This window comes from Bradyrhizobium sp. SUTN9-2 (genome assembly GCF_003122645.1).
GTDB classification, from domain to species: Bacteria; Pseudomonadota; Alphaproteobacteria; order Rhizobiales; family Xanthobacteraceae; genus Bradyrhizobium; species Bradyrhizobium yuanmingense.
Genome location: NZ_LAXE01000001.1, coordinates 351,735 through 373,572 on the forward strand (window position 1 = coordinate 351,735; position 21,838 = coordinate 373,572).

Genomic DNA, 21,838 nt, shown 5'->3' on the forward strand with positions numbered 1-21,838 from the left:
TCATCCGGCGCTTCGCGCCACCTTCTCCCACAAGGGGAGAAGGGAAGAAGAGGCTACGCCCCGATCCGTCGCAGCGCTTCTGCGACGGTCACGATCGGCATGTTGCGTCTGCCGGCCGCCTCAAGCGCATGAAGCATCAGATGCGGCGTGCAGCCATAGGGGCTCGGCCTGTCGCTGACGTCGTGGCCGTAGAAGATCAGCCAGCCGCCACTCGCGACCGCCTCGTCGAAATAGCGATCGACCCCGGCCTCGTCGATCTCGCAATCGACCAAGGGCGAGGCGCGCAGGAATTGGAGGTCGATGACGCCGCTGTTGACGCCGGGAAGAATGCCGCGCGCGGAACGGAAGGCCTTTGTCAGCTGCGGCTTGCGCCACACCGAGGCGATGCCATAGGGATAGGCGAAATTCTCCAGCGTGATCGAGCCATCGATGCCGCGGAGATGGCTGCGGTTTCGTTCGATCTCGCGCGCCATGGCGGCTTCGTCGAGCGTCGCCGAGCTCTGATGCGAGAAGGTGTGGCAGGCGATCTCGTGCCCGGCGCGGTGAAGCCGGACGATCGCATCATCCGAGAGGCCGTGCCAATGCTCCGACGGCCGACCGATCAGGCTGCCGGCGAGGTAATAGGTGCCGCGGCCGCCATGCCGCTCCAGTAGCTCGGCGCCCTCGCCCGCGGCGCTATCGGGGGCATCGTCGAACGTGAAGCTCACCATCGCCGCATGCGCGGCCAGCCGGTGCGGCGCGGCGCGGAAATGCCGGGCCAACCGATTGCTCACGCGTCCCTGGAGTGCCGACCACACGACTGCGTTTCCTGTGATGCCTTCTTGCTCTACTGAAACATTCGTGCGCAGGTCGAGACAAGCCTAACGCCCGGGTAATCCTAACGCCGAACCAAGAGCGCTTCGGCTAGCGCACCGACATCGACGCGTCGGCGTCCGCGCCGAGATAACGCAACCAATTGCGGAAGAGCACCGCCGCCGCGTCGCCAGCGCCGATATCGGCGCGCAGGTTCAGCGCGGGCAGCTCGTTGCTGAGCGCCGGATGGCGCTGGTGCGCCGCCTTCTTCTCGAACCGAGCCAGCTTCTCTTCAGTCGCTGCGTCAAAATAACTCACCGGCAGGCGCGGATAGGTCTCCCGCTCCCGCGCGAGATAGCGGCCGATGTCACGCAGATATTCGCGCTGCAGCGACAGCGCGTCATATTCGGGGTGACCCTGGAAGAACACGAAGCGGCTGGCATATTGGCGAACGAAGACGTCGACGCCAGCCTCCTGTGAGCGTGTCAGCACCTGATAACCGGCGTGCACGAGGTCGCTCTCGGCGATCTCGTTCAAACGTGAATGCGAGACCTTGAGCGGCGCAGACGCAGCGCGGGTCAGCGAATCGTCTGCGGCGATCTCGCAATCGAAAATGCCGTGACATTTGGCCGGCAGCCGCCGCCGTTCAATATTGTCGAGATGCAGCACCGCGGCATGCGCGGCAAGGCACGACCAGATCGTCGAACGCGTGTTGGCCTTGGCCCAGTCGATCAGGTTGGTGAGGTCGCGCCAGTACGGCTCCCCGTCGAGCTCGGGCGCGATCGGCTCTGCGCCCGTCACGATCAGCCCATCGAACTTGCCGCGCTCGAGATCGGAAAGGTTGGAATACTCGCTCTCGACATGCCATTTCGCTTCCGGCGACCGCTTCACGCTGGGAAGCGAGAAGCAGTGGAAGCGGATACGGCGCGAGCCCGCCGCGGCCTGAAGCAGCTTCATGAACTGCCGCTCGGTCGCCTTCAACGCGGCATCCGGCATGTTGTTGACGAGGCCGATGGTGAGCTCGGCGCCAGCATCGCGCGCGAGATCGTGCGCGGCCGGCACCAGCGTCGGGCCCGCGATGACCTGATCCTTGTCGATCAAGATCGTCATGGCCGGCGCCGCCTACTCCGCGGCCTCGCGGCGCGCCGACGGGCAGGCATTTTCCAGCGCCTGGTCGATGTCCTCGATGATATCAGAGACATGCTCGATGCCGATCGACAGACGAATCGTCTCCGGCAGCACGCCGGCGGCGCGCTGCTGCTCCGCCGACATCTGGCGATGGGTGGTCGATGCCGGATGGCAGGCGAGCGACTTGGCATCGCCGATATTGACGAGCCGCGTGATCAGCTTCAGCGCATCGTAAAACGTCTTGCCGGCCTCCATGCCGCCCTTGATGCCGAAGGTGAACAGCGAGGAGGCGTTGCCGTTCAGGTACTTCTGCACCAGGGGATAATAGGGGCTGTCCGGGAAGCCGGTGTAATTGACCCAGGCCACGCGCGGATCGCCGCGCAGGAATTCGGCGACCTTGCGGGCGTTCTCGACATGGCGCTCCATGCGCAGCGCCACGGTCTCGATGCCCTGAAGCAGCAGGAAGGCGTTGAACGGCGACAGCACCGAGCCCATGGTGCGCTGATAGACGCTGCGCGCGCGCTCGATATAGGCGGTCTTGCCGAAGCGCTCGGCATAGACCAGGCCGTGATAGGAGGCGTCGGGCTTGTTGTAGGCCGGGAAGCGATCGGCGTGCTCGGCCCAGGGAAAGTTTCCGGAATCGACGATGGCGCCGCCGAGCGTGGTGCCGTGACCGCCCAAGAACTTGGTCAGCGAATGCACCGCGATGTCGGCGCCGTAGTCGAACGGCTTGAAGAGGATCGGGGTTGCGACGGTGTTGTCGACGATCAGCGGCACGCCATGCGCGTGCGCGACCTTCGCCAGCGCCTCGATGTCGCAGACATTGCCGGCGGGATTGCCGATGGTCTCGGCGAACACGGCGCGGGTGTTCTCGTCGATCAGCTTCTCGACCGCCTCGGGCTTGTCGCTCCCGGCGAAACGGCCGATGATTCCCTGGCGCGGCAGGATGTGGGAGAGCAGCGTGTGCGTCGTGCCGTAGAGCTGCGGCACGGAGACGATGTTGCCGCCGTGATCGGCGACGTTGATGAAGGCGAAATGCAGCGCCGCCTGCCCCGTCGCGACCGCGAGTGCGCCGACGCCGCCTTCGAGCTGTGCGATGCGCTTCTCCAGGACTGCGCTGGTCGGATTGGCAATGCGGCTGTAGCGAAAGCCTTCGGTCTCCAGATTGAACAGGGCGGCGCCATGATCGGCGCTGTCGAAGGCGTAGGCCGCGGTCTGGTAGATCGGCACGGCCACCGCGTGCGTGGTGGCTTCAGGCTCGTAGCCGGCGTGAATAGCGATCGTCTCGTTGCGCATCGTGCCACCTCCGCGTGGAGCGGGCCGCACTTATTGGCCTAGAATGAGGCATGTGCGTTGTCCGCCGCTCCTTTGTTAGAGGCGGGTGGTAAAGCGGACAATAATTCGCTTAGAGATCGAGGAAGTAACCCTAATGCTTGCTCGCGGATTGGCTGAAATCCGGGTTAAAGCGGATTAACGAACGCGCTCTCGCCGTGGCGCTCCTTCTCCCCTTGTGGGAGAAGGTGGCGCGAAGCGCCGGATGTGGGGTGTCTATCCACACGCGAACTCGTGGAGGGATACCCCTCACCCGTCTCGCCGCTCTGGGGCGAGCCACCCTCTCCCACAAGGGGAGAGGGTGAAATTACCCGCCGCTACGCCATTCTTTCCCACAGCCGGTGCGCGAGCACGCCGACGCGTTTCTCGATGGCGGCTGCGGCATCGAGGGCGAGATCCTCGCGATAGCGGCCGGCAATCAGTTGCACGCCGATCGGCTTGCCGTCATGCAGCGCCACCGGCACCACCGCGCCGGGCAGGCCCAGCACGTTGATGGCGGAGATGAAGCGGATCTCGCCCCAGAAGATCTCGCGCACGCGCTCGGAGCTGATGGTGTCCTCGCGCGGGCCCGGCGTCGGCTTCACCGTGGTCGGCGCCAGCACCACCGGATACTCCTCGAAGAACAATTGCCAGGCGCGGATGTGGCCGTTGCGCGCGGCGGTCGCCTGCATCCAGCCCTTGAGATCGAGCACGTTGGCCTTGGCCTTCATGCCGCCCCAGGACTTGTGAAAATCCTCGGATGTGACCTTCAGCATGGCGGCCTCCTGCATCATCACGGTCTCGTTGGTGATGATGTCGCACCAGGTCTGCCAGACCCCGTTGATGTCGGGTACCTCGACCTCGCTGACGCGATAGCCGGACCGCTCGAGATGATCGGCAGCCTGGCGCAGCGCCGCGGCGACAGAGGGATCGACGTCCATGTCCTCGGGGATCTTTGCCAGTGCAACCTTGATCGGCCGCTTCGGCCGCTCGCCGACCAGCGGCGCGGGCACCCACCAGGGATCGCGCGGATCGCGCTGGCTCATCACCTCCAAAGCGAGGCGCACGTCGGCGACATGGCGCGCGAGCGGCCCCTGCGCCGACATCAGATGCGCCAGCATAGGCCGCTCCGACGTTGCGCTTCCGTTGAAGGCGGGGATGCGGCCCTGCGTCGGCTTGATGGTGGCAACGCCGTTGCAATGCGCCGGCCAGCGCAGCGAGCCGCCGATGTCGTTGCCGTGGGCGATAGTGCCGATGCCCGCAGCGACCGCCGAGCCCGCGCCCCCGGAGGAGCCGCCGCAGGTGATGGCGGGATCCCAGGGGTTGAGCGTCAGCCCATGCAGGGGATTGTCGGTGAAGCCGCGAAAGGAGAATTCGGGCGTGTTGGTGAGACCGATGACGATCGCGCCTGATTTCTTCAGGTTGCGCACCACGGGCGCATCCGATGGTGCAATGAGGTCCTTGTTGGCGGGCACGCCGTTGAAATTCGGCCGGCCCTCGTAGTCGACATTTTCCTTGATCGTAATCGGCACACCGTGCAGGAGACCGAGCTCGCCGCCTTTGGCTCGCTGCTTGTCGGCCGCGTGCGCCGCTTTGAGTGCTTCCTCCGAGAGATCGACGACGACCGCATTCAGCTTCGGATTGACGGTGCGCATCCGTTCGAGATGCGCTTCCACCGCCTCGACCGCGGAGATGGCGCCGGAGCGGATCGCAGCCGCGGTCTCGACCGCCGACCATTGCCAGGCCGGCCCGTTCGGACGCCGCGGCTTCGCCGATTTGCCGGCAGCGGCCTTTCCGGCCGGCTTGGCCACGGCGCTCTTGCGGCCGGAGCCCTTCTTCGAAGCCTTCGCCGTCGTCTTCAACACACTTTTCTTCTTGGTCGCCGTCTTCTTCGCCACGCCGCTTCTCCTAAATTTGCGCGGCGGAGGTTAGGGACGACGCGGGACCCTGTACAGGCGCGATTCTGCATGGCGCATTGTCGCGACGCTCTGTCGCAATCGCAGCCTTCCATGAGCAAGCTCCTACACCAACGGTGGATTGAGCCGCGCAAAGCCCTCCTGGACGCGATAGGGATAGTACGGATAAGGCGGCATCACCCCGCTGACCTCATCGAGCCGCTTGATCTGGTCCGCGCTCAGCGACCAGCCGACGGCACCGAGATTGTCGCGCAGCTGCGCTTCGTCGCGCGCCCCGATGATCACGGAGGAGACCGTGGGACGCGACAGCAGCCAGGCAATCGCGACCTGGGGCACGGTCCGAGCGGCCTCCACAGCAATCGCATCGAGCACGTCAACGACGGCGTAGAGGCGCGCATCGTCCACGGGCGGACCGAACTGTGCGGTGGCATGCAGGCGGCTTCCTTGCGGCAGCGACTGGCCGCGCCGGATCTTTCCGGTGAGCCTGCCCCAGCCCAGTGGGCTCCAGACCAGAGCGCCGACGCCCTGATCGCGCGCGAGCGGCATCAGCTCCCATTCATAGTCGCGCCCGAGCAGCGAGTAATAGACCTGGTGCGCGACATAGCGCGGCCAGCCATGCCGGTCCGCGATCGCGAGCGACTTCATCAGCTGCCAGCCGGCGAAATTCGAGACGCCGACATAGCGCAGCTTACCGGCGCGCACGAGCATATCGAGCGTGGACAGCACCTCCTCGATCGGCGTGAACACGTCGAAGGCGTGGAGCTGAAGCAGATCGATATGGTCAGTGCCGAGCCGTCGCAGCGCCGCATCGACCGAGGCAAGCAGCCGCTGCCGCGACGAGCCGGCATCGAGCGGACCGTCGCCCATCGGCAGGCTCATCTTGGTCGAGATCAGCACCTTGTCGCGGCGCCCCTTGATCGCGGCACCGAGGATCTCCTCGGAGGCGCCGTTCGAATAGACATCGGCGCTGTCGAACAGATTGACGCCGGCATCGAGACAGATATCGACGAGCCTGCGGGCTTCATCAGTGCCGCTGCGGCCCCAGGCGGAGAACAGCGGACCTTGTCCGCCGAACGTGCCGGTGCCGAAGCTGAGGACGGGGACTCTGAGCCCGGAAGCGCCGAGATTGCGGTATTCCATAATCGTTCTCCTATTCCGCCGGCCACGCCGCGACGGTGGCCGGCGCGCGATCGAGCCGGAGACTCCACAGCGCCAGAACGAGGCCAATGACGGTGATGCCGGCCGCGACCAGCGGCAGCGCCGAAAGGCCGAGCCCGCGGTCGATGGTGAGGCCGCCTACCCAGGCGCCGAGTGCGTTGCCGAGATTGAACGCGGCGATGTTGAAGCTGGAGGCGAGCGTCCGGCCGCTGGGACCTGCGGCTTCCAGCACGCGAAGCTGAAGCGGCGCGACGGTCGCGAAGGCAGCGGTGCCGAGTAGCAGGATCAGCGCGACGGACAGGATCTTGATCGACAGCACGGCCGCGAGGCCGAGCAGCACGATCGCAAGCGCGGCAAGCGTGCCGGTCAGGGCCCGTGCGAGGCCGCGGTCCGCAAGCTTGCCGCCGGCGATATTGCCGATCCCAAGGCCGACGCCGAACACCAGCAGGATCGGCGAGACGGCAGCCTCAGAAAAGCCGGTGAAGCGCGTCAGGATCGGCTGGATATAGGTGAAGACGACGAACAGGCCGGCGAAGCCGAACACGGTCATGGCAAGTCCGAGCAGCACCTGCGGACGGCCGAGCACGGCCACTTCCTCGGCAAGCGAGATCGGCTTGTCGCCATCGCCGACACGGCCGGGGACGAGCGCGGCGACGACCGCAAACGCGATCACGCCGATGACAGTCACCGCCCAGAACGCCGCGCGCCAGCCGAGCATCAGGCCGAGCCAGGCACCGAAGGGCACGCCGAGGAGCGTCGCGACCGTCAGGCCGATGAACATGGTGGCGATCGCAGACGCACGCTTGTCCTCGGCGACGAGGCTGGTGGCCACCACCGAGCCGACGCCGAAGAACGTGCCGTGGGCGAGGGAGGTCAGCACCCGCGCGGCCATCAGCAATTCGTAGGTGGGCGCGAGCGCGCAGGCCGCATTGCCGAGCGTGAAGATCGCCATCAACGCCAGAAGCACGGTTTTCCGCGGCATCCGCCGCGTCGCCAGCGTCAGCACCGGCGCGCCGACGAACACGCCGAGCGCATAGCCTGATATCAGCAGGCCCGCGACCGGCACCGAGACGTGCATGTCGGCGGCGACCTGCAGCAGCAGGCCCATGATGATGAATTCGGTGGTGCCGATGCCGAAGGCACCGGCGGTGAGCGCGAGGACGGCAGGAGGCATGCGTTGCTCCAAGGGATGAGACGAGCCACGCAGATAGCGGCGCTGCCGCCAAACCATTAGAATGTCCGCAATCCAATCATTTGTGACGTGAATTCAACATGGCCCGTTTCGACACCAACCGCTCGGCCGAGATGGAGGTCTTCGTCCGCGTCGTGGACCTCGGCGGCTTCACCCAGGCCGCGCGAAAGCTGCGCCTGACGCCATCGGGCGTCAGCAAGCTGATCTCGCGTCTGGAGGCGCGCCTCGGCGCGCGGCTCGTCAACCGCACCACGCGCAAGCTGACGCTGACGGCGGAAGGCCAGGCCTTCTACGAGCGATCGTTGCGCATCCTCGCCGAGATGGAGGAGGCCGAGCGCGAGGCGGCCTCGGGCGCGGCGCCGCGCGGCCGCCTCACGGTCAACTGCAACATCCCCTTCGGCATGCTGCATGTGATGCCCTTGATCCCACGGTTTCTGGCCCAGCATCCCGACGTCACGCTCGATCTCGTGCTGACCGATACGGTGATCGACCTGATGCAGGAGCGCGCGGACGTCGCCATCCGCGTCGGTCCGCTGCGCGCCTCGCGGCTGGTCGCGCGAAAGCTCGGCACCAGCCGCATGGTCGTGGTCGGCGCGCCGGATTATCTCGCCCGTTGCGGCATGCCGAAGATTCCGGCCGATCTCGCCGACCACCGCGGCATCGGCTGGACCTTTCCACGCAGCATCCGCGGCTGGCCGTTCAGGCGTGGCGACCACGCCGAGGAGGCCCTGCCCCCGCCGGTCGCGCGCGCCAGCGACGGCGAAGCCGCCCGCCGCCTCTGCCTCGGCAGTGTCGGTCTCGCGCGCCTCGCGCTCTTCCACATCGGTCCCGACATCGAATCTGGCCGCCTCGTGCCGGTGCTGCAAGGCTACAATCCCGGCGACCGCGAAGACATCCACGCCGTCTATGTCGGCCATACCGCCCCACTCCCGGCACGCGTGCGCGCGTTCATCGATTTCCTCGCCGAGCACGTGCGGGTGAGCGACCCCGCGTTGAAGCGGACCGGGGATGGGAAGTGGAAGCTGGTGGGGTGAAGCGGCGGCGGAGGGCGCAGGAGAAGCTTGCCCCCGGCAGGCTTGCCGAGCCGAAGCAAACGGCACCGAGTCCGCCTTCGGCCTGCGGGCTTCGGCGCGCCAGCCTTGCGCAAACTTGGTTTGCGAAGGCTGGCGAGGAGAGTGTCAGTCCAGGGATGCCGGGCGAGCCAACGCCGACGAAATAAATTGCTTCAGCATTGCGGCCGCGCTTCCTAGGGTCGGCCTGTGCTTGGCCAATTCCAGCGACCGCACGAGCACGGTCAAGTGTGCGATTCCGAAAAAGAGGCGACCACGATCATGAGCAATGCCATCACTGCCACCGGAGAGAAGCCGCTGACTCCGGCCATGCTGCGCGAGTTGTCGGTGCGGTCCGACTGGCAGGGTCTGATCCGCGCGGCCAGCCACTACGGCGTCATCGTCGTTGTCGGCGTGCTGATCTGGCTGGTCTCATCGCAATACGGAATCGTCTGGGCGTTGCCGCTGGTGGTCGTCCAAGGCTACTTTGTCGCATTCCTGTTCATGGTGGTCCACGAGACCGCCCACAAGACGGCGTTTCGCAGCCGGGCGCTTAATCTCGCCTTCGGTCATCTCTCCTCGTTCGCGGTCGGCTTGCCTTACGAATATTACTGCTTATTCCACTGGGATCATCATCGGTACACGCAGGATCCAGAGAGGGATCCGGAACTGCTGTCGGTTCCAATCCCGAACTCGGACGCGCAACTGGTGATCGTGTACAGCGGCTTGCGGCAGGTTGCCTTCCGGGTGGGGCTGATGCTTCGCCATGCGTTGACCGGCAACGCCACGTCACCCTGGATTCCCGAAAGCAAACGCCACATTGTCGTGACAGAAGCGCGTCTCCATCTGGCAGGCTACGTCGCGCTGTTGCTGGCCTCGATCGCGTTGCACACCTTGATCCTGTTGTGGGTCTGGGTGGTCCCCGTGATCGTCGGTCAATTGTTTCTGCGTCCGTATCTGCTTGCCGAACACACCGGCTGCGATCGCACGCGCAGCGCCTTCCAGAACACCCGCACCACCTATACCGCCAGGTTCGTGCGCTGGTTCGCATGGAATATGCCCTATCATGTCGAGCACCATGCCTATCCTTCGATTCCTTTCCATGCGCTGCCGAAACTGAACCGGATCGTCGCCGATCGGATCGTCTATCGGGGCCCGGGCTACATCGCAGTGACGCGGCAGACGTGGGCCTGGTTTCGCCGCGCACGCAACGGTACCGAAATCCCGATCGGTTCTGATTGAATCGGCGTCGGGCTTGGCGAAAGCCAGCAGAGCGCCGCTGCCGCAGGCCATGCTGCGCCCAAGGTGTGAGCAGCTTGATGAATTTATTGCCCCGATCACGGTCGGAAGCTGTTTTGCTTGCGCAAAAAGTGGACAGCAGGGCCTTGTCGATTAATTGCTTCATGATCTTCGATCTTCAGACGATCCTGTCGTCAAGGTCGATCACCTCCGATCGCCGGCATCACAGGGGTTTGGCATGCGATCAACAACTGCTCTTCGCTTCGCCGTGTTCGTGCTATCTGCGTCCCTCCTGTTTGCGCCGTCCGAGCGCGCGACGGCCGAGGAATTGCTGAAGGCGCGGCTCGCCCAGAATCTTGGGCCGATCTCGGGACTGGCGATCGTTGCCAATGCGAAGGGCCTTTTCGCCAAGCACGGGCTCGACATCTCGGTCTCCAACTTCACCAGCGGGAAGCAGTGCCTCGATACGGTGCTTGGGGGAGGGGCGGATTTCGCGACAACAGCCGAGGCGCCGGTCACGGCGGCCGCGATGGCGCAACAGCCGATCGCCTTCGTGGCGGGGATGGAATATTCGGATCTGAAGACCATGACCGCAGCTTCTGCCGGGATCAAGACGAAGGCCGATCTGCGTGGAAAGCGAATCGCCTTCACGGCCGGAACCGGCAGCGAAGTCTACACCTCGGTTCTGTTGAAAGCGGCGGGCCTGACCTCGAAGGACGTGACGCTCGTCAACCTGCGACCGCAGGAGATGCTCCCTGCCATGGCGGCCGGCAGCATCGACGCATTCGACACCTGGGAGCCGCACGTCGCGAATGCGAAGAAGGCTCTCGGCGAAGGCGCGATTCCGCTTGATACCAAAGGTCTCTACTCGGAGACCTTCAATATCGTCGTGACGCAGTCTTACCTCGCCGCCAACCCGGCGATCGTAAGCAAGTTCCTGGCGTCCCTCATCGAAGCCGAGGACTGGCTCAAGGCGAATCCGGGTGAAGCAATCGACGTCATCGCAGCGGCGACGGGGATGAAACGCGATGAATTGGCGTCGATCTGGACGGACTACGTCTACCATGTGCGCCTCGACGACAGGATTCTCACGACTCTGAAGACCCATGCCGCCTGGCGGCTCGAGACCGGCAATCATCCCCCTGGAGCGAGCATGCCCGATTTCACGAAAGTCCTGGTGACGGCGCCGCTGAAGGCGCTCGATTCAGCTCGCGTCACGCTTGGCGCACGCCCGTGAGCGTCGGCAGACGCAGCAACGCGACCGAACGGCTGAGCGTACTGGTCGCAATCCTCTCCGTGCCCGCCTTCACAGGCATGTGGGAATTGGTTGCGCGCTCCGGCATCGTGAACACCGTGCTGTTTCCGCCGCCATCGACCGTCGCCGTCGCCGTTCTCGAATGGATTCGCAGCGGACAATTCTTCGCCGACCTGATGGCGAGCCTCGCGCGCGTGGCCGCGGGATTTGCCATCGGGGCCGCGGGCGGAATCGTGCTCGGCATCCTGACCGGCCGGTTTCGGCTGGTGTCCAGCCTGCTTTCGCCCTTGTTTCACATCCTTCGCCCAATTCCTCCCATAGCCTTCGTGCCGATCGTCATCCTTTGGTTTGGCCTCTCGGAAACAGGCAAGCTTTTCCTGGTCGTTTGGGGCGTGTTCTTCACGGTATGGCTGGCGACCCACATCGGGGTGCAGAAAGTCGACCGCGGACTTATCCGTGCCGCCCAGATGCTCGGCACGCCGCAACCGCAGATGCTGTGGGAAATCGTCCTTCTTGGCGCGCTGCCCTATATCACGGTCGGTCTTCGAACCGCGGTGAGCATCTCCTTCTACACGCTGGTCGCCGCCGAGTTGGCAGGAGCGTTCGCCGGTATCGTTTATCGTATCGAAATAGCGCAACAGAACATGCAAACGGGTCAGGTCATGGGCGGGCTAGCGGCTCTCGGGCTGCTTTCCTTCGTCGCCGACCGTTCCTTCGCAATTCTTGCCGAACGTGCCGTGTGGTGGCGATGATCCCGAGCCTGCTTCGTCCAGACCAGCCGCTCAGGCTCGTGGATACGCACTCGCCGTCCGCCGCGGCGCGTCAGGCGATCATCCGGGTCGAGGATTTGAGCATCGTCTTCGATGCGCCGAGCGGGCAGGTCATCGCGGTCGACCGCGTATCCCTGGCAGTAGCCCAGGGGGAATTCGTCTCGATCGTCGGTCCATCCGGCTGCGGCAAGTCCACGCTGCTGAATGCAATGGCCGGGCTCGAGCGGCCGTTCGGAGGCCAGGTGCTCATCGCCGGCGAGGCAATGCGCAAGCCACGGCCCGAGATCGGAATGGTCTTCCAGCAGCCACATCTGTTTCCGTGGAAATCGGTGCGCCGGAATATCGCGCACGGGCCCCGCGCCCTCGGCAAGCCGAAAGCGGAGGCGCTGCGGATTGCCGACGGCCTCATCGAGATGATCGGCCTGACCAGATTTGCGTCGGCATATCCGCACACGCTATCGGGGGGCATGCAGCAGCGGGTTGCGATTGCCCGTGCCCTCGCCAATCAACCGCGTGTCCTGTTGATGGACGAGCCGTTCGGAGCGCTGGATGCGCAGACCCGGGCGGTCATGCAGGACAATCTGCTCGAGCTCCGCGAGCGGATCAATGCAACAATCGTCTTCGTCACACACGACATCGATGAAGCGATCCTTCTCTCTGACCGTGTGCTGATCATGAGCGCCGGACCTGGCCGCATCCTCAGGGATCTTCAGGTGAGCCTGCCGCGGCCGCGCTCCAGCGCCATCGTCGCGGAGGCCGCCTATCTCGCCCTCAAGCGGGATTGCCTTGACCTGATCCGCTCGGAAGGCCGCAGGGCCTTCGAGCAGATGGAAATCAAGACGTAGGCGCCTGACGATATGTTCTGGCATGGCTCTTGAATGGCTTTCCCCTGCGGCGGCAGGGGAGCGAGCAGATGTCAGCGGCAAGTCTCAGGAATGCGACCGGCATCATGCTGGCGGGATCGGATGCTCTGGTCGGGTCGCTGCCGAGCTTGTTGGATCCGTTGTGTGAGGCTGACCGGCGTCGTGTCCTCGCCATCGGCCGCGAGGAGGTCCTGCCGGCAGGCAAGCATGTCTGGCGTCAGGGCGATCTGCAGAACGGCATTTATCTGATCGAAGAGGGGCGTATTCGCAGCTACTACGCGGCGCCTTCCGGACGCGAGGTGACGCTGGCCTACTGGTTCGCCGGCAATTTCGTCGGCGGCCCCGATCTGTTCGGTACTGGTGCCCATGTATGGTCTTCGGTCGCAGTGGAACGAAGCCGAGTGACGTTCTTGCCCGGCCCAGCCCTGCGTGCGCTGGCGCTTCAATCGGCAAGTATCGCAGTCGCGCTGCTGGATGCGCTCGCCTTCAAGGCACGGTGCTACTCGGCCATGGCGCAAATGCTGGGGACCCGCTCGGTGACCGAGCGGCTGCATCGTCTGTTGGTCTTCCTCTCGAAGATCTACGGTTCGCAGCAGGGCCGCGAGATCGTGATCGGGATCCCGTTCACGCATGGTGATCTCGCCAATCTGATCGGCTCAACCCGCCAATGGGTGACGGTGCAGCTTTCCCGCATGCAGGCAAGAGGCGTCATCCGTTATCACCGGGGCCTGATTGTGATCCTCAATCTGCGCGCCCTCGATCTCGAAGTGGTCTAGGAGGCGGCCTTCGGATATTCCTTTAGATCGAACAGTCTGGCCTTCGCATCGGGCAGCCATCGTTCGGCAAGGTCGAGAACAACATGGTCGCGCCACGCAGGTGCCAGCAAAGTGATACCCATCGGCATGCCGTTGCCGAGCGTTGCATTGGGAACCGACACCGCGCACAAGTCCACGAGATTGGCAAAATAGGAGTAGTAACCGAGGCGGTTGTTGAACGTGATGGGATCTTCCATCATCTCCGCAATCGTGAAGGGGCGTGGCGCGGTCGGTACCACCAGAACATCGATCTCCTCGAAAAGCGTTTGGATCTGGCGTCGCAGCTTCCAAAGTCGATGTTGCGCGGCGAATGCATCTGTTGCGGAAAACCGGGCAGCTCCGCTCAGCACGTTGCGGATGACGTCAAGCAGGTCTCCATGATCGATGTTCATGAGCTTGCTGATCGCCGCATGACGTTCGGCAATCCAAGGCCCTGAAAAGAGCATTTCACCGGCTTCGGCGAAAGGCGCGAAGTCAATGTTCCTGGCTTGACCTCCCAATCCCGAAAGCCTCGTGCAGGCCTGCCTGTAGAGGTCATCGCATTCCGGCATGCCGAATGAATTGAGATGACCGACAGGGACCTGGCCGAACCGGAATTTGCGAGGAGGTGGGAAGGACGTGGCAATCCGTTGGCGGCTAAAGGGATCACTGTCGTCGAATCCTTCGATCAACCCGAGCAGAATTCGACCTTCGGCAATGGAATTGCAGAAGATCGAGGGACAATCGAGCGTCGGACAGTTCGGCACAAGTCCCCGGGACGAGACGAGGCCGACGGTTGGCTTGATCCCGATGATTCCGTTGAAACCTGCGGGAATCCGGCCTGAGCCGCCGGTATCTGTGCCGAGAGCGAAGGCAACATGGCCGGATGCTACGGCAGCAGCCGAGCCGGAGCTCGAACCGCCGGAGACATACAGATCGTCCGCCGCACTGGAACAGGCGCCGTAGGGGGAGCGGGCGCCGGACAGTCCGGTTGCGAACTGATCCAGGTTGGTTTTGCCAAGACAGATCGCACCCGCGGCCGCCAATTTCTCGACGCATCTAGCCGATTGCGCAGCCCTATATTCGAATGACGGGCAGGCTGCTGTCGTTGGCATGGCCTCAACGTCAATATTGTCCTTGACGCCGAATGGCACGCCAAGGAGCGGCAGGACTTCACCCTCTTCCGCTCGTTGCACAAGGGCATCAACCTCAGCCAGCGCTTCTTCCATGGGCCGCACATAGATCCAGCAATTGCGGTGCCGGTCCCGCTCGATGCGCTCATAGGCGCTTATGATGATGGAGGCTAACTCGGCACGGGAACGGAGGGGTCGGCTCTGCGCGGATAGGATCGCTTGCGGCACGGAATAAGCTCCTGAGGGCATGACCCCACGAATATGAAGCCGCTGCCCAGCAATGAAAGCAACTAAGCGCCTCAACCGCACCGGCGGGACTCGAGCCTGCAACCAAACCGTTATGAGCGGCAGCAAATGGCGGAGAGAGTGTCAGTCAATCCTGATTGACGTATAAGCTGTTTTCATTCCGAAGGGTGGCAATCAACGGTCCTGGCTACTGGGCGCTTAGACACGCCTCGTAACACGACGAGGTAATGAAGATGGCGACGAAACGGCTCTTTGACGACTTCGACTTCGAAGGCTTCTGGGACGACTGTCCGTATTCCCTGGAGAACTATGTCGAGCCTCCGCCGACCGACGAGCTGATCGCCTCCATTGAGCATGAAATCGGAGGGTATCGACTGCCGGCGGCCTATGTCGACCTCGCACGGCGCCACAATGGCGGAATGGTCAAGCGCAACTGCCATCCAATGAAGGAGCGTACAGGCTGGGCGGAGGACCACGTGGCTATCGAGGGGCTCTTCGCTCTTGGCCGTACGTCCACATATTCACTCGCCGGGAAGTTTGGCGCCAAGTTCATGATCGAGGAATGGGGCTACCCGCCGATTGGCGTCGGAATCGCCGACACGCCGGCCGGGGGCCACGAGCTGATCATGCTGGACTACCGGACCTGCGGAAAGCGGGGCGAGCCGCAGGTCGTGTACGTCGACCAGGAGGATGACTACCGCATCGTCGTCGTCGCGCCAGACTTCGAGACCTTCATTCGCGGCTTGGTCGAGGAGTCCGAGTACGACACTGCTGAGGAGGATCGGGCCGCTGCGATCGCGACCGTCGAGCGGGGAACGTTATCGCCAATCGTGGTGCGAGCCTTGGCCGCCGTCGGCGACCGTCTGCCGCACGGCGAGCGAATGTTGCGCACCTTGGCCCGGCAGATCGTGGACGAGAAGGGTTTCTTTGCCCTGCACGACGACGAGCGCTCGCATCTGATGTATGGACTGATGTTCTGGCTTTATTCGAGCCTCTGTACGGCCAGATCCTTCGAAGCTTTCTTGGGCCGTCCCGAGACCGGCACCTCCTACGACTCGCCTTGTTACGAGCTGATGATCGCTTTCGACCTTGTCACCGAACCTTACGGCTTCAAGACGCGCGGGTACGCCGAGGGCTTCGTGAGGGATTGGTGGGACGGATGCGTCGCCCGCGGCGACATGGTCGAGATGGCGGAAGGCTACCGTCTGACTCCCAAGGCCGAGGCGGCCCTGCTCGGGCGCTTGGCGACGATTGCTGGCCCCGAAGGCAAATAAGCCGGCGCGTTTGATTTGAGCGGGTGGCGGAGAGAGTGGGATTCGAACCCACGGTACGGTTTCCCGCACACACGCTTTCCAAGCGTGCGCCTTAAGCCACTCGGCCATCTCTCCGGAGCGCCCTCTCTTGAAGGGGCGCCGACGATTTTGCAAGGGATCGCGGAGATATCGGGCGATTTTTCCGCAACTTATTGTATTTACAGCACAATATCCGGCTCCACAGGTACCTGGAGCGGCCGCGGGGCTGAACCGCGGGCGGCTCTGGCGCGACGATTCACGGCAAGCCGCCACACACGACCGGGGACGCCATGACCATCCGCAAGACCATCGCCGCCCTGAGCCTGATTTCGACCCTCGGCTCCGCCCTTGCCGCGCCGGCCCTGGCCCAGGTCTGCACCCGGCAGGGGGTCGACGTCAGCTGCGACGACGGCCGGCGCGGGGTGCTTTCGGGCGATGCCATCCTCTGGCCGGACGGCACGCGCTCCAGCTCGGCGCCGCATCAGAGCGTGATCATCGGCAACAAGAGCTCGGTGCATGTCGGGCCCGGCGTGTTCGTCGGCCAGGGCAAGGGCGTGGTGCCGCTGGATAATCCGAACGCGCCGAACAAGCGGCAATGCGCGATCCTGGACGGCGTGTCGTATTGCTATTGAGGGGCGCTCTCGCCTTCTCCCCCTTGCGGGAGAAGGTGGCGCGAAGCGCCGGATGAGGGGTTGCATCCACGAATCTTGCTGCGAGACGTTCACGCGTGGAGAGACACCCCTCACCCGTCTCGCCGCTGTCGCCATAGCAGATGCAAAGCATCGGCGTTCTTAAGAACGGCGGCCAGAGGCCCCCTATGCCACCCTCTCCCACAACAAGGGGAGAGGGTGAGATCGAGCCAAGCTGAGATTAGATCAACCGCACGCCTGAGATCGCCGACTTCAACCAGCGCAGCGCCTGCGGCGGCTGGGCCGCGAGCGGCGCCACGGCGGCCTTCTCGGTGCGGCACTTCTCGAGCTCGGCGACGAAATCGGCGGACCATTGCTGGATGGTGTGGCCGCGCAGCTTCTTCATCATCGCATCCCAGCGCATCTTGCGCTCGGTGAGCGGCATGGATGCCGCGACCGCGACCGCGCGGGCCATGCCGTCGATATCGTGCGGATTGACCAGCAGCGCAGCGTCGAGCTCGTTGGCGGCGCCGGCGAACTTCGACAGCACCAGCACGCCGGGATCGGCGGGATTTTGCGCGGCGACGTATTCCTTGGCGACGAGGTTCATGCCGTCGTGCAGGGGCGTCACCACGCCGACCTGCGCGGTGCGGTAGAGACCGGCGAGCACGGCCTGGCTGAAGCCTTTGTTCAAATAGCGGATCGGCGTCCAGTCGACCTCGCCGTGGCGGCCGTTGACGTCGGTGACGAGGCGCGCGACCTCGTTCTGGAGATTGCCATAGGCCTCGATGCCGCCGCGCGAGGGATTGGCGATCTGGAGCAGCGAGATGCTGCGCGCAAACTGCGGCTGCTCGGTCCAGAGCCGGTCGAATGCGCTGATTCGGTTGACGAGACCCTTGGAATAGTCGAGCCGGTCGACGCCGATCGCGAGGCGCTCGCCGTTGAGGCTGCGGCGCAGGCGCGACACATCCGGATGCGCGGCCGACTTCGCGGCATAGGCGGCGAACTTCTCCGCATCGATGCCGATCGGGAAAACTTCACAGCGCGTGCGCCCATGCTGCGAGACCACGACCCCGTCCTCGATGGTGAGGCCGAGCTCGGCGCCGACATAGCCGAGGAAGTTCTGCCGATCTTCCTCGGTCTGGAAGCCGAGCAGATCATAGGCCAGCATCGCGGTGATCAGCTCGCGATGGTTGGGTACGCCCTGCATCACAGCAGTGACGGGCCACGGCGTATGCAGGAAGAAGCCGATGGGATCATCGACGCCGAGCTCGCGCAGCTCGGCACCAAGCGCGAGGAAATGATAGTCCTGAACCCAGAACGCAGTCCGGGCTTTGCGGAAACGCATCAAGGCGCGCGCCATGAAGGCGTTGACCTCGCGATAGCTGACATAGTCCTCGCGCGAGACGCGGATCAGGTCGCTGCGCGAATGCAGCGCCGGCCACAGCGCCGAATTGGCAAAGCCTTCGTAGTATCCGCCGTAATGGGCCGCCGGCAGATCCAACGTCGCAATCGCGCCTGTCCCGAGCGCCTCGATCTCGGCGAACGGCTCCTTCTGGTGGCCATCACGCACCCGGCCGGAGGAACCGACCCAGATCGCACCAGAATGTTCCACAACGGGAAGCAATGCCGCCGCAAGGCCGCCCGTCATGGGCTCGTTGGGTTTGCCGCGGGCGACGCGATTTGAAACGACGATCAAGTTCACAGGTCGTCCCCTCCTGTTCATTCCGCCCCATTTAACTGCCGTTCATCAATATGGTTCCTGATCATCGTTTCAACCAATTGAAACCAAAATCGGGCGTGCGCGTTGGAACTGGTTTCGCTCGTGGAACCCAGTCATTTCGCTGCAAAGACAGCGTTTCCGGTCCTGTTGCGCAGCATGCATCGCAGCGCGCAATGGCGCTGCGATGCAAGCCTTTGTGTCTGCGAGATGACGCTGCCTTGGTTTCACCTGGGATCGAGCAGGTGCGCAAGGAACGCACGCACATCCGCCGGCGCATCGAAGTGGCCATTCACGCCCATGGCGCGGCGGCCGACCGAGAACGCCAGCCCGTCCATGTCGGGCATGATCGCGAACACGGTCTCATCGGTGACGTCGTCACCGATGAACAGCGGACGCCGTCCTTTGAACGGCGCGCGCTTCATCAACTCGCGCACGCCGCTCGCCTTGGTGAATCCGGAATGCTTGATCTCGCAGACGAACTTGCCCGGCAGCACCTCGATCGGCGCATTGGGCAGATCGGCGCGGATCAGTGAGACGGATTCGTAGATCGCCTTCTCCGCATGCGGCGCCAGGCGGTAATGCAGCGCGAGCGAATAGCCCTTGTCCTCGAGCAGGATTCCAGGGCTGAGCTTGGCGATGGCGGCGAGGCGCCGCTTCAGCTCCTTGTCGAGCGGCGGCGCGTGCAGGGCATCCGCTTCACTGTCCACCGCCAGCCGCATCTCCGCGCCATGACCGGCGACGGCGCGGAACACGTCGGGCGCGAAGATCAGGTCGATGTCGTTGAGCGAGCGGCCGCTGACCAGCGCCAGCGCCCCCGAGGTGCGCTCGGTCAAAGCTTTCAGCGTTTCCGACAGGCCCGGCGGCACCCACACCTCGCGCGGCGTCGGCATCAGCTCAAGCAGCGTGCCATCGATGTCGAGCAGAATGGCGATTTCATCGAGATGCGGCACCAACGCATGCGGCACCGGCACCGTTTCCGGCGTCTCGTCGTCATCAGGTATGGTGAGCTTCTGGTCCAACGCCATTTCCGCAAGTTCCGATTTCATCAGTCTACTCCATAAAGGCGAGCGGCCGCGCGATGTGTTCGAGCGATTTGCGCTCGGCGGCGACGGCATAGCGCCACGCCACGATCGCAGCCGCGATCATCAGGACGGCCCCCAACAGATAGCCGGCGAATACGCTGGTGCGCGATCCCGTGTCGATCAGCGCGCCGAACAACGCCGGCCCGATCACGCCGCCGATGCCGGTGCCGACCGCATAGAACACCGCGATCGCCAGCGCGCGAACCTCGAGGGGAAAGGTCTCGCTGACGGTGAGATAGGCCGCGCTCGCGGCGGGCGAGGCGAAGAAGAAGATCACCATCCAGGCGATGGTCTGCCCCTGCGCGCTCAGGACACCGATCGAGAACAGATAGCCTGATAGCGCCAGCAACAGGCCCGATGCGCCATAGGTGAACGTGATCATGGTGCGGCGTCCCAGCGTATCGAACAGGCGGCCGAGCAGCAGCGGCCCGAGGAAATTGCCGGCCGCGAACGGCAGCAAGTACCAGCCGACGTGGTCGGCCTTGATGCCGTAGAAATCGGTCAGCACCAGCGCGAAGGTGAAGAAGATGGCGTTGTAGAAGAATGCCTGCGCGCTCATCAGAACGAGGCCGACCAATGCGCGCCGGCGATAGACCGAAAACAAGGTGTGGACCACCTCGGGGATCGGCGTGTGATCGCGCATCTTCAGGCGGATCTTGGTGAAGCGTCCGTCGCTCGTATCCTGGTCGTGCCCGATCACCGACCGCTCGATCCCGTCGACGATGGCATGGGCCTCGTCGGGACGACCATGAATCATCAGCCAGCGCGGACTTTCCGGGATCCACATCCGCATCAAGAGAACGACGAGGCCGAGGGCGGCGCCGATCAGATAGGCCAGGCGCCAGCCGAGATCGGGAGCGAATACTGCGGGATCGAGCAGCACGATGGCCGCCACTGCGCCCATCGCAGCCCCGATCCAGAAGCTGCCGTTGATCACGAGATCGGTCCAGCCGCGATAGCGTGCGGGCACCAACTCCTGGATCGTCGAGTTGATCGCTGTGTACTCGCCGCCGATGCCGGCGCCGGTGAGAAAGCGGAACAGCGCGTAGCTCGCGACATCCCATGACAGCGCGGTTGCGGCCGTTGCCGAGAGGTAGAGCGCCAGCGTGATGAAGAACAGCTTCTTGCGGCCGATACGGTCGGTCAGCCAGCCGAAGCCGAGCGCACCGAGCACGGCGCCCGCGAGGTAGGCGGAGTTGGCGATGCCGAGATCGAGATTGGAGAACTGCATCGATGGGCTTTGCTTCAGCGCACCGGAGAGCGCACCCGCAAGCGTCACCTCGAGGCCGTCGAGAATCCAGGTGATGCCCAGCGCGAGCACGACGCGGGTGTGAAAACCGCTCCACGGCAGCGCATCGAGCCGCGAGGGAATGCTGGTCTCGACGATGCGGTCGGTCACGGCCGCCGCCGAGACTACGGGTGCATAGTTCAGCGCTGGGCTCTGCTGCAGTTCCATCGGATTGTTGCGTCTGATCAATGGAAGCGGCCCCGGCTCACATGACGTGGACGGGGTCGATCCGATCATCGGGGTGCGGCATTCTGCCTGCCACCTGCGACAACGTTTGCGAGGGGGCCGGGTTCCCGCGGGAACGCCAGCGAGCACCGCTCGTTTCCGCTGGACCCGCAAGGAGTTGGCGCATGGCTCAGGTCAGAAAGACGACACATTCTCGAAACAGCAGCCCGCGCAAGACGGCGAAACACCCGGCGGAGCGGGACCGCGCACAAGAGCACCAAACGCGCCACAAGGCGCTGGTCGCAGCGCGTGACGGAGGAGAGCGATGCGCTCGACCTCAAGCAAGGGGTGTTCAAGCTGACCAGCGCGAAGAGGATTGCGGCCTCGCTGAAGCGCTCGGCCGAGCACAGCTCGCGACGCAAGACCGGCGCCTATCGGTCGGCGCTGTCGATGCTGACCTTCTACATCAACCGCGCCGGCAAGACGCTGCCCAAGACGCAGCGCACGCGACTGGAGCGCGCGAAGGTCGAGCTGAAGCGGGCGTTCGGAAGGGAATGAACTCACTCCGCTGTCGTTCCGGACAGCGGAGTGTAAGGCGATAGCGCGGCCCTTCGGGACCGCGAGCTACAGGAGCAGCGAACCTACGCCGCGCGGATATTCTCCATGAAGCGGTCGAGCTCGGCGCGAAGGCGGGTGCTTTCGCTCGATAGTGTCTTGGCCGAGTTCAGCACCTCTTCGGAGGCCGAGCCGGTCTCGGCGGCGCCGCGGTTGACCTCGCCGATATCGGTGGCCGCGGTCTGGGTGCCCTGCGCC

19 protein-coding genes and 1 tRNA gene are annotated in these 21,838 nt (G+C 64.3%); 9 read left to right on the forward strand and 11 right to left on the reverse strand.

Going from position 1 to position 21,838, the window contains the following annotated elements:
- Positions 1–53 precede the first annotated feature (53 nt).
- The 6 genes from XF30_RS01690 to XF30_RS01715 form a co-directional block, all read right to left on the reverse strand.
- A complete protein-coding gene (locus tag XF30_RS01690; protein WP_109141757.1) occupies positions 54–797 on the reverse strand; it encodes a polysaccharide deacetylase family protein in 744 nt (247 codons plus the stop codon).
- Between the two features lie 106 nt (positions 798–903).
- Positions 904–1,902 (reverse strand): homoserine O-succinyltransferase MetA, encoded by a 999-nt coding sequence (gene metA / locus XF30_RS01695; protein ID WP_109141758.1) that lies wholly within the window; start codon positions 1,900–1,902, stop codon positions 904–906.
- Positions 1,903–1,914: 12 nt separating this feature from the next.
- Positions 1,915–3,216: an O-acetylhomoserine aminocarboxypropyltransferase/cysteine synthase family protein gene (locus XF30_RS01700; protein ID WP_109141759.1), complete on the reverse strand. Its 1,302-nt coding sequence runs from the start codon at positions 3,214–3,216 to the stop codon at positions 1,915–1,917.
- A gap of 353 nt (positions 3,217–3,569) precedes the next feature.
- Positions 3,570–5,129 carry an amidase family protein gene (locus XF30_RS01705; protein ID WP_109141760.1) on the reverse strand — a complete coding sequence of 520 codons (1,560 nt, stop codon included), beginning with the start codon at positions 5,127–5,129 and terminating at the stop codon, positions 3,570–3,572.
- A 123-nt stretch (positions 5,130–5,252) separates the two neighbouring features.
- Positions 5,253–6,287, reverse strand: coding sequence for an aldo/keto reductase (locus XF30_RS01710; RefSeq protein ID WP_109141761.1), 1,035 nt, complete (start codon positions 6,285–6,287; stop codon positions 5,253–5,255).
- A 10-nt stretch (positions 6,288–6,297) separates the two neighbouring features.
- A complete protein-coding gene (locus XF30_RS01715) occupies positions 6,298–7,479 on the reverse strand; it encodes an MFS transporter (RefSeq protein WP_192893007.1) in 1,182 nt (393 codons plus the stop codon).
- Positions 7,480–7,577: 98 nt separating this feature from the next.
- Here XF30_RS01715 and XF30_RS01720 point away from each other — a divergent pair, with 98 nt between their 5' ends.
- The 6 genes from XF30_RS01720 to XF30_RS01745 all read left to right on the forward strand — a co-directional run bounded on the left by XF30_RS01720 (position 7,578) and on the right by XF30_RS01745 (position 13,449).
- Positions 7,578–8,531: a LysR family transcriptional regulator gene (locus XF30_RS01720; RefSeq protein WP_109141763.1), complete on the forward strand. Its 954-nt coding sequence runs from the start codon at positions 7,578–7,580 to the stop codon at positions 8,529–8,531.
- 297 nt (positions 8,532–8,828) lie between these two features.
- Positions 8,829–9,788 carry a fatty acid desaturase gene (locus XF30_RS01725; RefSeq protein ID WP_109145522.1) on the forward strand — a complete coding sequence of 320 codons (960 nt, stop codon included), beginning with the start codon at positions 8,829–8,831 and terminating at the stop codon, positions 9,786–9,788.
- A 235-nt stretch (positions 9,789–10,023) separates the two neighbouring features.
- Positions 10,024–11,022 carry an ABC transporter substrate-binding protein gene (locus XF30_RS01730; protein WP_244608854.1) on the forward strand — a complete coding sequence of 333 codons (999 nt, stop codon included), beginning with the start codon at positions 10,024–10,026 and terminating at the stop codon, positions 11,020–11,022.
- Positions 11,019–11,792 (forward strand): ABC transporter permease, encoded by a 774-nt coding sequence (locus XF30_RS01735; protein ID WP_244608855.1) that lies wholly within the window; start codon positions 11,019–11,021, stop codon positions 11,790–11,792. Before XF30_RS01730 ends, XF30_RS01735 begins: the two co-directional genes overlap by 4 nt.
- On the forward strand, positions 11,789–12,655 hold the full coding sequence (locus XF30_RS01740; RefSeq protein WP_109145524.1) for an ABC transporter ATP-binding protein: 867 nt from the start codon (positions 11,789–11,791) through the stop codon (positions 12,653–12,655). The genes XF30_RS01735 and XF30_RS01740 overlap by 4 nt, the downstream gene beginning before the upstream one ends.
- Positions 12,656–12,684: 29 nt before the next feature.
- Positions 12,685–13,449, forward strand: coding sequence for a Crp/Fnr family transcriptional regulator (locus tag XF30_RS01745; RefSeq protein ID WP_244608856.1), 765 nt, complete (start codon positions 12,685–12,687; stop codon positions 13,447–13,449).
- Here XF30_RS01745 and atzF read toward each other — a convergent pair.
- The gene (gene atzF / locus XF30_RS01750) at positions 13,446–14,828 is read right to left on the reverse strand and encodes an allophanate hydrolase (protein ID WP_244608857.1); all 1,383 of its coding nucleotides are present in this window, start codon (positions 14,826–14,828) and stop codon (positions 13,446–13,448) included. The two genes, XF30_RS01745 and atzF, sit on opposite strands and share 4 nt — an antisense overlap.
- A 245-nt stretch (positions 14,829–15,073) precedes the next feature.
- Between atzF and XF30_RS01755 the strand changes: the two genes are divergently transcribed.
- The gene (locus tag XF30_RS01755; RefSeq protein ID WP_109141766.1) at positions 15,074–16,120 is read left to right on the forward strand and encodes an SMI1/KNR4 family protein; all 1,047 of its coding nucleotides are present in this window, start codon (positions 15,074–15,076) and stop codon (positions 16,118–16,120) included.
- Between the two features lie 24 nt (positions 16,121–16,144).
- On the opposite strand, the gene XF30_RS01760 is transcribed toward XF30_RS01755, so the two are convergent.
- Positions 16,145–16,234 (reverse strand) — tRNA-Ser (locus XF30_RS01760).
- 194 nt (positions 16,235–16,428) lie between these two features.
- Here XF30_RS01760 and XF30_RS01765 point away from each other — a divergent pair.
- Complete coding sequence (locus tag XF30_RS01765) at positions 16,429–16,770, forward strand: hypothetical protein (RefSeq protein ID WP_036016053.1); 342 nt, start codon at positions 16,429–16,431, stop codon at positions 16,768–16,770.
- Positions 16,771–17,008: 238 nt separating this feature from the next.
- Here XF30_RS01765 and XF30_RS01770 read toward each other — a convergent pair whose 3' ends face one another.
- From XF30_RS01770 to XF30_RS01780, 3 genes are all read right to left on the reverse strand, one after another.
- A complete protein-coding gene (locus XF30_RS01770) occupies positions 17,009–18,472 on the reverse strand; it encodes a trehalose-6-phosphate synthase (RefSeq protein ID WP_036016051.1) in 1,464 nt (487 codons plus the stop codon).
- Between the two features lie 242 nt (positions 18,473–18,714).
- A complete protein-coding gene (otsB, locus tag XF30_RS01775) occupies positions 18,715–19,536 on the reverse strand; it encodes a trehalose-phosphatase (protein WP_036016048.1) in 822 nt (273 codons plus the stop codon).
- A gap of 4 nt (positions 19,537–19,540) precedes the next feature.
- Complete coding sequence (locus XF30_RS01780; RefSeq protein WP_036026149.1) at positions 19,541–21,028, reverse strand: MFS transporter; 1,488 nt, start codon at positions 21,026–21,028, stop codon at positions 19,541–19,543.
- A gap of 306 nt (positions 21,029–21,334) precedes the next feature.
- Between XF30_RS01780 and XF30_RS01785 the strand changes: the two genes are divergently transcribed.
- Positions 21,335–21,583, forward strand: a complete 249-nt coding sequence (locus XF30_RS01785) for a DUF3175 domain-containing protein (RefSeq protein WP_036026154.1) — start codon at positions 21,335–21,337, stop codon at positions 21,581–21,583.
- Positions 21,584–21,838 lie beyond the last annotated feature (255 nt).